8 protein-coding genes, 1 tRNA gene and 1 pseudogene are annotated in these 8,058 nt (G+C 40.0%); 5 read left to right on the top strand and 5 right to left on the bottom strand.

All coding sequences use genetic code 11. From position 1 onward, the window contains the following. A pseudogene (locus FTV48_RS03985) lies at window positions 1-249 on the top strand (sodium:proton antiporter); the annotation flags it as partial. Window positions 250-447: 198 nt separating this feature from the next. Next, window positions 448-744, top strand: a complete 297-nt coding sequence (locus FTV48_RS03980; RefSeq protein WP_074383182.1) for an MGMT family protein — start codon at window positions 448-450, stop codon at window positions 742-744. A gap of 53 nt (window positions 745-797) precedes the next feature. On the opposite strand, the gene FTV48_RS03975 is transcribed toward FTV48_RS03980, so the two are convergent. After that, window positions 798-1,238, bottom strand: a complete 441-nt coding sequence (locus FTV48_RS03975) for a universal stress protein (RefSeq protein ID WP_005096273.1) — start codon at window positions 1,236-1,238, stop codon at window positions 798-800. Window positions 1,239-1,478: 240 nt separating this feature from the next. Continuing rightward, window positions 1,479-1,883 (bottom strand): hypothetical protein, encoded by a 405-nt coding sequence (locus FTV48_RS03970; RefSeq protein ID WP_005171986.1) that lies wholly within the window; start codon window positions 1,881-1,883, stop codon window positions 1,479-1,481. Window positions 1,884-2,059: 176 nt separating this feature from the next. Here FTV48_RS03970 and FTV48_RS03965 point away from each other — a divergent pair. Then, window positions 2,060-2,136, top strand: a tRNA-Met gene (locus tag FTV48_RS03965). A 214-nt stretch (window positions 2,137-2,350) separates the two neighbouring features. Here FTV48_RS03965 and FTV48_RS03960 read toward each other — a convergent pair. The 3 genes from FTV48_RS03960 to gltA form a co-directional block, all read right to left on the bottom strand. Continuing rightward, complete coding sequence (locus FTV48_RS03960) at window positions 2,351-3,976, bottom strand: NAD+ synthase (protein WP_179999456.1); 1,626 nt, start codon at window positions 3,974-3,976, stop codon at window positions 2,351-2,353. Between the two features lie 372 nt (window positions 3,977-4,348). Then, on the bottom strand, window positions 4,349-4,852 hold the full coding sequence (locus tag FTV48_RS03955) for a hypothetical protein (protein ID WP_074383086.1): 504 nt from the start codon (window positions 4,850-4,852) through the stop codon (window positions 4,349-4,351). 151 nt (window positions 4,853-5,003) lie between these two features. Continuing rightward, a complete protein-coding gene (gene gltA, locus FTV48_RS03950; RefSeq protein WP_005096279.1) occupies window positions 5,004-6,278 on the bottom strand; it encodes a citrate synthase in 1,275 nt (424 codons plus the stop codon). Between the two features lie 1,008 nt (window positions 6,279-7,286). Between gltA and sdhC the strand changes: the two genes are divergently transcribed. After that, window positions 7,287-7,685, top strand: a complete 399-nt coding sequence (gene sdhC, locus FTV48_RS03945; protein ID WP_074383085.1) for a succinate dehydrogenase, cytochrome b556 subunit — start codon at window positions 7,287-7,289, stop codon at window positions 7,683-7,685. Further along, window positions 7,685-8,050 (top strand): succinate dehydrogenase, hydrophobic membrane anchor protein, encoded by a 366-nt coding sequence (gene sdhD, locus FTV48_RS03940; protein WP_005096282.1) that lies wholly within the window; start codon window positions 7,685-7,687, stop codon window positions 8,048-8,050. The genes sdhC and sdhD overlap by 1 nt, the downstream gene beginning before the upstream one ends. Window positions 8,051-8,058: the final 8 nt, after the last annotated feature.

Here is an 8,058-nt window from a genome sequence, read left to right as displayed (position 1 = left end):
AATGCTTTTTACTATAATCCCGAGGAAGACACACAGGGCTTTAAAGGCTGGTACCAGCGTATGTGCCACAAGCTGAACCGTAAGGGTTTTCAATATATTGTCGGAGAAGATGTCAAAGGAAATGAAACCATCACTATTTTTCAGCCAGAGATTCTGATTGATCAGAAAGATATCGATGGTGTTGCTACCGTACATCATCCAGACAAAGTTCAAGAGGTAAAACGGCTGGAAAATCCAGATAATTTCTAAAGATAAAATCCAGAAGATAAAGCGCTACTGGATTATGTTTAATAGTGAAATGAGATCGCTTGAATCAGCATTTAATCAGGCGTGATTATTTTCCTATAGCTGTTAATAGGGGGATCAGGGCGTGATCTTTTATTTAAAGGTACTATTGAACAGATGAAATGCAGCAAGACAAGTTCAGCCAGTCAGGAAATGGCAGAGATGATTTTGACTGTGGTCAGTCAGATCCCTTATGCAAAAGTTGCAACCTATGGGCAGATTGCCAGACTGGCCGGTTTACCTCAACATGCACGTTTAGTGGGTCGGGTTTTAAGCCATCTGGAAGAAAATACCGACATTCCCTGGTATCGGGTGATCAATGCACAAGCTAAAATCAGTCTGAACAAGCTTGATTCATCTGGCCAGAATATTCAGCAACAAAAGCTGATACAGGAAGGGATTGTGCTGAATGGTGATCGTGTGGATTTAAAACGCTATCAGTGGGATGGTTGGGTCTAGATATAAAAAATCCCCGCTTTTAGAAAGTGGGGATTTTGAGTTTGATGCACGGATTACTTGCGAATAACCATCACTGGAATATCGGCCTGACCTAGAATGCTTTGAGCTACGCTGCCCAGGAACAGTTTCTTGAAGCCGGTACGGCCATGTGAACCAATTATGATCAGGTCAGAATTTAAATCTTTCGCTGCTTTGACAATCTCGCTATAAATCACCTGGCCTTCAAGTAGCTGGGTATCTACTTCAACACCTGCACCAGAGAATTTTGCTTTGGCTTCATCCAGAGTTTTTAAGATCGAGGTGCGGGCACGTTCAATCAGGTCGTTGGTTTGCGCTGCAGAGATATATTCCGCAGCAATATAAGGGTCGAGTGTCAGTACCTGTACCACTGTCACTTTACTGTTAAATGCTTTGGCAACTTCGACTGCTTTATCAACGGCAGCATAAGATGTTTCCGAACCGTCAATAGGAACTAAAATATGTTCAAAAGGCATTAGAATTCTCCTGTTGGGAATTAAGTGTTATAAAAATGATGACGCGTTAAACCGAGTACGAATAGTTGTTTATACTTTGATCATAGCCTGTATTGTATAAAAATAAAACCAAGTAAATACATAGGTATAATGTCTAATAGATTAAACAGTTAAATGCAGGTTTCTGAGTTTTAAGTTTCATGGTTTATTGATTTTAAGTAATTGAATTATATGGATTTATAGAAATATTCAAGCTGATTGTCAATCACATTGAATGGATGCCGGGTCCAATTTGATTTGTGGTGCCAGTTGTTCATATTGATTTAAAATCGCCTGCGTCTCAGGTGCGAAAATTTGTTGTTGCAGTTGCTGGATTTTATGTTCGTTCACATGCAAACGTGCACAATAGAATGCAATCTGATTTTCTTTGGCAATGGCCAGTCGTTGAGTCTGATCATATTCCGGATAACGCTTGATTTGCTGTTGAGCCCGACTTAATTGCGCCAAGGTGCGTTTCTGTTGCATGCTCATGAATTGTTGATGATTAATCCACTGTGCCACATCGCGACGTACTCCATTGTAGTTGACAAAAATAGGAGAAATCACTTGGCAGGCGGTGATTGCTAAAGTGCTGAGCAAAAGAATCAGTATGTTAATTTTGTACATCGGTGAAAGCTCCAAGCATTAAAGTTCTTCATAAGAATATGTGAAATACCAAATAAAAAATCTAATATTGTTTAAAGTTTAAGAGTTTATTCTTCATTTGCATAAAGACTGAACATTTGTGTTTTAAAATGCTTGACGATAGCACCTGAAATTACGATAATGCGCACACAGTTTACGGCTATGTAGCTCAGTTGGTTAGAGCACCGCACTCATAATGCGGGGGTCACAAGTTCAAGTCTCGTCATAGCCACCATTTTAAAAGACCAAGCTCTCAGCTTGGTCTCTTTTTTTGTCTTTTAAAAAGTATGGCGCATGATAAAAATTATTTGAAGCATCCAGTAAAATTTCAGATATTTCCAAAATTATTTTTCTGTGATTGTTGATTAATTTTCTACTTTGATGGTTGATATAAAAAATCGCCCCAGTATTCACTCGGGCGATTTGATTTAAATGACTAAGAAAAGGGCTTAGTTACCTGCTTTCCAGCCATTGACGATTGGATAACGACGTTCGCGCCCATAAGAACGTGAACTGATTCGTGGTCCAATTGCACCTTGGCGGCGCTTGTATTCATTCATGTCGACCAGACGGATGACTTTTTTCACCACCTCGGCATCAAAACCTTTGTCAATAATATCGTCTTGACTCATGTCTTCTTCGATGTATGAATACAGGATGGCATCCAGAATGTCATACGAAGGTAAAGAGTCTTGATCGACCTGATCTGGACGCAATTCTGCTGATGGTGGACGAGTAATGACACGTTCTGGAATCACGGGTGTTTCTGAAATACTGTTACGATATTTCGCCAGTTCAAACACAATGGTTTTGTACACATCTTTCAAGACGGCATAGCCACCGACCATGTCACCATACAGTGTGCAATAACCCACAGCCAGTTCAGATTTATTTCCGGTCGCAAGCACCAGATTGCCGAACTTGTTGGAAAGCGCCATTAATAAGGTGCCACGCGAACGTGCTTGCAGGTTTTCCTCAGTCGCATCTGCCGGGGCGCTTCCAAAGAACGGGAAGAGTACCTGCATAAAGCCGTTTACTACCGGATTGATTTCGGCAATACCAAAAGTTACACCCATATTTTTTGCTTGTTCAGCCGCATCTTCTACGCTGATTTGCGCGGTATAGGTATAAGGCATCATGACCGCCTGAACTTTGTCTGCACCAATGGCATCTGCAGCAATCGCAAGGGTCAGGGCAGAATCGATCCCACCGGATAGGCCCAGAATCACGCCGGGGAAGCCAGAACGCTGTACATAATCACGGGTTGCCATCACCAGGCTCTGATAGATCTCAGCCATGGTGTCCAGCGCAGGTGTAATTGTACCTTTGCTAAATTGAAGCTGTTCAGCATCATATTCTGCGATAGAAAGGCTTTCCTGGAAACTTGGGGCCTGTAGCGCGACTTCGCCAGATTTATTTAACACAAAGCTGGTACCGTCAAAGATCAGATCATCCTGACCACCGACCTGGTTACAATAGACCAGATTGATATTCAATTGTTTTACCAGAGCTGCCATGGTCTCGATACGGTGTTGTGGTTTACCCACTTCATATGGAGAGGCATTCAGTACCAGAGCAGTTTCGATATTGAGTTTTGCCAGCTGCTGTACAGTAGCTAAAGACCATGCGTCTTCACAAATCAGCACACCAAATTTGTGTCCGAGATATTCAAATACCAGATGTTGATGACCTTCACCGAAATAACGCTTTTCATCAAATACGCCATAGTTTGGCAACACCTGTTTGTTATAAATACCCAGCACCTCACCATCTTTCATGACGGCTGCTGAGTTATAACGCTGGCCATCTTCAGTTTGATTTACAAAACCGAAGACCATCACAATATCTTTGACTTCAGTCAGTTTTTCAAAAGCAGCTTTGGTGCGTTTGGCCAGACTTGGACGAATTAATAGATCTTCTGCAGGGTAGCCCAAGATTGCAAGCTCAGGGAAGATAATCAGATCAGCCTTATCTTTTTTAGCCTGATTGGCCTGATCAATCATTTTTTGAGTATTTGCATCCAAATTGCCCACATGTGGAGAGAGCTGAGCAATCGCAATTTTAAAACTTTTCATTCCAATTAAATCCTATTCCTATAGGTTAATACACTAAATCACTGATTTTTATAATTCTAATTATCCAGCTGAGTGCATTTTGATACTTAAAAAAATGCCAAATGGCAAAAGAAAAAACGTCTTTATCACATGATCGTTAAATCTTGATCTGCGAGCTAAAATATCATACTTGGGTTATTTTATCGAAATTTAATCCAGAAGCTAGAGCTGTTTTGCGAGAATGAATGTTGAAATGAAAAGTTATTATCCAAAAATAAAGAATATGTAGGTTTTCTGCACATGAATAAATCTCAGGATTTAAATCATTTATTCATGGCCTTAATTTTCAAAATGCCAAATCAAGATGATATTTTGAATAAAAATGATTATATATCAAACAATTGTTTGGCTATCTAAAATAATATTGGGTATTTTTTTAAGAAAAATATCTCGGGCAATATCACCTTGTTGTTCAATATTATACTGTGAAAATGATTTGTTGGGATTAAATTGATATTTGTAAGGATTATATTTCCCTAAGCTTAAAAAATAAGCACTTTGTAGAAATGCGCCTTTTAAAACCACATTAATCTGCTGTTGGTATTGATAAATATGGGTCATCTCATGAATAAACAGTGCCTGATAGGCCAAGCTTTCACATGAATAGTCTTCCCGATAATTTAAATTTCGTGCATGGATATAACCACTGGGCGCCATAATCACATGGCTGGATTGCCAGGGTAAATAAGGGTGATTCATGATTCTGACTGCCGAATAGTCAATCAGATTGCCAAATACCTGCTGACAGATTCTGATTTCACCGGCCGTTAAGTTACGGCACTTAAACTGTTCAAAACGGATGAATCTTAAAATAAACGGTAGGGCATACAACAACATCAAGCACAGATCCTGTTCAAGTTTTCAATCTATGAATATGGTCGAGGTTCATGCATTTTAAAATGGATTAAAGAGGCTATATGTAGGATTTTGTCAGCACTAAAAAAACCACCCCAAAGGGTGGTTTTTCTGTCTTGCAACGCCGTTCGAATTAACGAGCGATATCGCGTTGAACTTCACCAGTATAAAGCTGACGAGGACGACCGATCTTGTAAGGACCGCTGTGCATTTCTAACCAGTGGCTGATCCAGCCAACAGTACGTGCAAGCGCGAAGATCACAGTAAACATTTCTGTCGGGATACCAATCGCTTTAAGGATGATACCTGAGTAGAAGTCTACGTTCGGGTATAGGTTACGTTTGATGAAGTATTCGTCAGAAAGTGCAATACGTTCAAGTTCCATAGCCAAAGCAAGTTGTGGATCGTTGATGCCAAGCGCACCAAGAACTTCGTCACAAGTTTCTTTCATGACTTTCGCGCGTGGATCGAAGTTTTTGTAAACTCGGTGACCGAAGCCCATCAGTTTAACTTCTTTAGTCTTCACTTTTTCCATGAAGCCAGCAACGTTTTCTACAGAGCCGATTTCATCAAGCATCTTAAGAACAGCTTCGTTCGCGCCGCCATGAGCAGGGCCCCAAAGTGCCGAGATACCAGCAGCAATACATGCATACGGGTTAGCACCAGTAGAACCAGCTAAACGTACTGTAGACGTAGAGGCATTTTGTTCATGGTCAGCATGAAGCGTGAAGATACGATCCATTGCTTTAGCAAGGATAGGATCAACTTTGTAATCACGATCAGCAGGAGTCGCGAACATCATGTGAAGGAAGTTTTCAGCGTAGTTCAAGTCGTTACGTGGGTAAACAAACGGTTGACCGATTGTGTACTTGTAGCTCCAAGCCGCTAAAGTAGGGATCTTCGCAATTAAACGGATCGCTGTGATTTCACGGTGATCAACATTTTCGATGTCCAGATTGTTGTGGTAGAACGCAGATAACGCACCAACAACACCCACCATAATCGCCATAGGATGCGCATCACGACGGAAACCGTTATAGAAGCGGCTAACTTGGTCGTGAACCATTGTGTGGTTACGTACTTTAGCGTCGAATTCTTCTTTTTGCTCAGCAGTCGGAAGTTCGCCATTAAGAAGTAAATAGCAAGTTTCTAGGTAATCAGCTTTAGTCGCCAATTGATCAATTGGGTAGCCACGGTGTAAAAGTACACCTTTGTTACCGTCGATGAAGGTGATTTTAGACTCGCACGCCGCTGTTGCCATAAAACCAGGATCAAAAGTAAAGTGACCTGCAGCCAACACATCTTTAACGTCGATTACATCTGGGCCCAATGTGCCGCTGTAAATTGGTAGTTCAATTTCTTTGCCATCAAGCTGTAAAACGGCTTTCTTGCCAGTTGCTTCAGACATTCAATAGATCTCCTGTCCTGGTGAATGTATATCCGAGTTGTCTATCAATCTTTTAATGCACAAAACGGATGGATCAAAAATTTGCTATAAGATTAGTGAGTACTGAAATTTTGTCAATTATACTTATGGATGAAAAAATGACGCTTGCACAGCGGCTTAGTCACACCATCTTGGTATAAAAAGTTCAGTAAAATCACAGCATCAAACATCTATAATAAGTCAAATTTAAACAGAGGTGCAGAAAAAAATAGAGGGCCTGAATTATTTGTAAGCGTTTTTTCAGACTAAGAAATGCTGCGAAAAAGTATCGCTGATCTTATTGGGAGTTGTTAAAACTATATAAATCTCATAACTTACATGGTTTTTACTCATTTCCTTTGCACATGCAGAATTATAAATAAAAGCAATTAATTAAATTTTTGACTTGATTCAATTGATTAAAAAATAGCTTAATAAATGGCCAACTTTGCAGCAAAGGTCCCCAGTCTAAAAATAAATGAGTGATTTTTCGAATCCAAATCCTCTAAAGCGATCAAAAAATCCATCATCGAGTGCAGTCTAAGTGACTCTTTAAGCTCAGGTTATAATTATACCTGAAAGCAGACCCATCTTAATAACTGCTGCACTACCTGTATGAGCTTGATTTCCATTTAAATTAAATCGAGATTTTAAATAAGATTTGTGCTGCAACTGTGCATCTTTAGTCTAAATAGCGGGAATTGGCTTTAAAAAGAATAACAGAGTAAATTGATCAAGTTAATTATTTAAAAACAATTATATAGATGAAAGTTAGTGGATTCTTAGTCGCTAAAGAACCTCATATGTTGTTGTTAATGATTCTTATTTAAAGGGTTTTTCTTGAAAAAGCCAAATCCATCTGTTTGTGTTTTAATAGTTGACGTTTTATAATTCAGTGTCGTTTTGATTTTAGGCATGTATTTGCCTAAGAATGCCAGCTTTCCTTCGAATTAATTCCAACAAACTCCGGATGGAGTTTTTACTTACAGGATGCCCGCTGTGAAAAGCAACAGACCTGTCAATTTGTCCATGGGTCAAGTTTTAGAAGTAAACTTAAAATCGCCCGTGGCTATTGCATCAATTCTACACCGTCTTTCAGGTGTTATCGTATTCTTACTCGTACCGGTCCTTCTCTGGATTTTAGACAAATCACTGTCTTCACCTGAAGGTTTTGCGCAAGTTCAAGAAATCATGAATGGTTTCATTGTTCGTTTCATTGTATGGGTATTTGTCGCCGGCTTGATTTTTCACTTTATTGCGGGTGTTAAGCATTTACTTGCTGACATTGGCGTTGCTGAAGAATTAGAAAGTGGCCGTGTCGCATCTACTATCGCATTAATCTTGTCTGCAATCGGTATCGTTGCAGCATTTGTATGGATCGTACTCTAATGAAAAGCGCTACTGGTTTAACAGGTTCAGGTTCTCGCGATTGGTTTCTCCAACGTGTTAGTGCTGTTATTTTGGCTGTTTATACCGTTGTTATTTTGGGTTGGATCCTGTGTAACAGTGGATTCAGCTATGAACAATGGTATGGCTTCATGATGACAACTCCAATGAAGATTCTATCTTTATTGTCAGTCTTATCTCTTGTTGCACACGCTTGGATTGGTATGTGGCAAGTTTTCACAGACTATGTGACGACTCGTCAAATGGGTCCTTCGGCGAATGGTTTGCGTATTGTACTGACTTCAGCAGTGATTATTGCTGTGTTGGCATATGCAATCTGGGCGATCCAGATTTTTTGGGCGAATTGATAGGAAAC

Source organism: Acinetobacter sp. YH18001 (genome assembly GCF_013416975.1).
Lineage (GTDB): Bacteria > Pseudomonadota > Gammaproteobacteria > Pseudomonadales > Moraxellaceae > Acinetobacter > Acinetobacter pseudolwoffii.
The sequence above is the reverse complement of the archived record's forward strand: the minus strand, read 5'-3'. Positions and strand labels throughout refer to the sequence as shown.